The organism is uncultured Gemella sp., assembly GCF_963519265.1.
Lineage (GTDB): Bacteria > Bacillota > Bacilli > Staphylococcales > Gemellaceae > Gemella.
Window position 1 is genome coordinate 1 of sequence record NZ_CAUQNQ010000145.1, and the last position, 2,687, is coordinate 2,687.

The following is a 2,687-nucleotide window of genomic DNA, read 5'->3' on the forward strand; positions in this document are numbered from 1 at the left end:
ACATTTTTATGCAAACTATATTGCTAACGTTATCAAAAAGTGGTATAATAAAACTATAAAAGAAGGGGGAACCCCCTATAAAGTAGCTAGACTACTTTATGAAAGGAGTGCTTTAAAATGTTAAGATATCAAGTACGAGGAGAAAATTTAGAAATTACTCAAGCAATTAGAGAGTATATTGAAAATAAAGTTTCTAAATTAGAAAAATACTTTGCTGACAGTTTAGAAGCAAACGTTTACGCTAATGCTAAAGTATATAAAAATAATAAGAAAAAAATCGAGATAACTGTACCTCTTAAAGGAGTAACACTTCGAGCTGAAGAAACTAACGATGATTTATACGCTGCTGTTGACTTAGTTGTTGACAAACTTGAACGTCAAATGAGAAAACACAAAACTAAAATCAATAGAAAAGGTCGTGAAAAAGGATTCGCTGAAGAAAACATCCTTACTAGCGAGTTAGAAGAAACAGAAGAAACTGCATTAGACCTTGGTAAAGTAAAACAACTTAAAGTTGAAGCTATGACAAGGGAAGAAGCTGTATTCCAAATGGAACTTCTAGGACACGATTTCTTCGCATTCTTAGATAACACTACAAATGAAATTTCTGTAGTATATAAACGCCGTGACACTGGATACGGAGTATTAGAAATTTCTAAATAATTAATATTGAGTTTAAACATAATCAACCATCTTCCGTAGGTGGTTGATTTTTCTTTGCAAATACAATAAAATTAAAATAAAGAAATAAAATAGGTATAGAATTTCTCTTGTATTTTTTTATACTCTTATAGTGGTGAAGGACGCTTCCGACTAATTTTTTATATGATACCACATAAAAAATGGATTCTCCAGCTAGTAAAAGAGCCTACAGTCTCTTTACTCCTTACAAAATTGTAGTTCAATTTTGTTATCACCACTATAGAGTACTTTAGAAGAATATTTTAAGAGTAGACTAATTTTATTGTATCCAATTAGTTTCTATAACTATATACAATACCCATTAGGAGGATTTTTTATGACTAAAAAAGTTGCTTTATTCGTTGAAAATGGAAGTGAAGAATTAGAGTTAATTGCACCACTAGATATACTACGTCGTGCAAATATTCACGTTGATCTAATCTCTGCAAACAACGAAGACTATATAACTAGCTCACATAATGTGAAAATAATAGTAGATAAAAAAATTAATGATATCAATAATATTCTTAATTATGATGCAATAGTAATCCCAGGTGGAATGCCTGGAAGTACCTTACTTCGTGATAATGAGAAAATAATTAAATTTTATCAAGAAATGTATAACGCTGGTAAGTTAGTTGCTGCCATCTGCGCGGCTCCTATCGTACTAAGCAAAGCGGGAATTCTAGAAGATAAAGAAGTGACTTCTTACCCAGGATTCGACAAAGAAATAAACTGCAAAATATACAATAACGAAAAAGCGGTAATCGTTGATAAAAATGTAATCACTGCTCAAGGACCAGCAGTAGCTATTCTATTCGGTTATGAAATCGTTAATTACCTACTTCAAGATGATACTGCCCAAAATATTAGTGAGGGTATGCTAGTTCCAGTATTAAAAAACAACTTATAAAACTCAAAAATTAAGACCTCAGATTAAAGCATCCGAGGTCTTTTATCATTTAATTATTTTGTTAATTCTTCTAATTCTTTCATTGCAGCTACTACAACTTCTGGTGTACAAACATCAACCGCAAGTTTAAATGTTTCTTTTTCACTAGCTGCAAACTCAGCAATTTTTTGCATTTTTTCTTCAACATCTTCTGTTACATTAACACAAGCTAAATTATAAGCTAGATCATTAGCTTTATAGAATGGAACAAGTTTCTCCACTTCTTCTCTCTTACCTTCAGCAAGTAATTGAACCAAGATACCATAAGATACTTTTGTTCCGTGTAGTACAGAATGTGTTTCTTTAACTAAACTCATACCATTGTGCACAGCATGAGCTCCTGCCATACGTCCGTAGTGAACACCGAAACATCCAACACACCCTGAGATAGCAAATACTGTATCTACAGCATTTTTGAAGCTTTCAGTAACTTCACCTTTTTCCATAGCTTCTAATGCACCGTTAGCATCACGAAGAAGAACATCACGAGTAATTTTAGCAGCTTCTAATCCCATTCTTACAAATGGATCATTAAACTTGTTATTTCTCTCTACTAATACTACTGCTTCATACCATTTAGCTAAAGTATCACCAATACCAGCTACGAAGTATTCTTTTGGTGATTCTAATAATAAGTCTAAGTCTGCGACACAAGCATATGCTGTACGTTTAAAATATGCTACCTCTCTAAATGTATGGTCTGGGTGATAAACGGCTGCTACAGGTGCATAAGGTGCACAAGTTGCGATTACTGTCGGTACTGTCATGTACTCAACATTTAAGTTTTGCGCTACACCTTTGGCAGTGTCGATAACACGTCCTCCTCCTACTCCAAGAACTACGTCAACACCTTCTCCATATTCATCAGCAATGCGTTGCATGTCTTCAAAAGATGCAGAACCATCATATTTTGCTACTCTAAACTCTCTATTTCCTTTATAAAACTTTGTAAATGCTGCGTAAGATTTTTCCCCAGTAACAATCAAAGGAGTCTTAAACCCTTCTAATCTATTATCAAGTGCAGACAATGCCCCACTTCCTGAAATATATTCAC

The 2,687-nt window shown here is 33.4% G+C and carries 3 protein-coding genes; 2 read left to right on the forward strand and 1 reads right to left on the reverse strand.

Features of this window, described 5'->3' with window-relative positions; translation table 11 throughout:
* The first annotated feature begins 117 nt into the window (after positions 1-117).
* Both hpf and RWN11_RS08175 read left to right on the forward strand, forming a co-directional pair.
* Positions 118-663 (forward strand): ribosome hibernation-promoting factor, HPF/YfiA family, encoded by a 546-nt coding sequence (gene hpf, locus RWN11_RS08170; protein ID WP_314161240.1) that lies wholly within the window; start codon positions 118-120, stop codon positions 661-663.
* 355 nt (positions 664-1,018) lie between these two features.
* Positions 1,019-1,594 (forward strand): DJ-1 family glyoxalase III, encoded by a 576-nt coding sequence (locus RWN11_RS08175; protein WP_314161241.1) that lies wholly within the window; start codon positions 1,019-1,021, stop codon positions 1,592-1,594.
* 53 nt (positions 1,595-1,647) lie between these two features.
* Here RWN11_RS08175 and RWN11_RS08180 read toward each other — a convergent pair.
* Positions 1,648-2,687: iron-containing alcohol dehydrogenase family protein (locus RWN11_RS08180; protein WP_314161242.1), on the reverse strand; the 1,040-nt coding region annotated here is incomplete at its 5' end.

What these genes read in the sequence shown, in the direction of transcription:
- hpf (WP_314161240.1), top strand. Translation starts at nt 118, where the DNA reads ATGTTAAGATATCAAGTACGAGGAGAAAATTTAGAAATTACTCAAGCA.
- RWN11_RS08175 (WP_314161241.1), top strand. Translation starts at nt 1,019, where the DNA reads ATGACTAAAAAAGTTGCTTTATTCGTTGAAAATGGAAGTGAAGAATTA.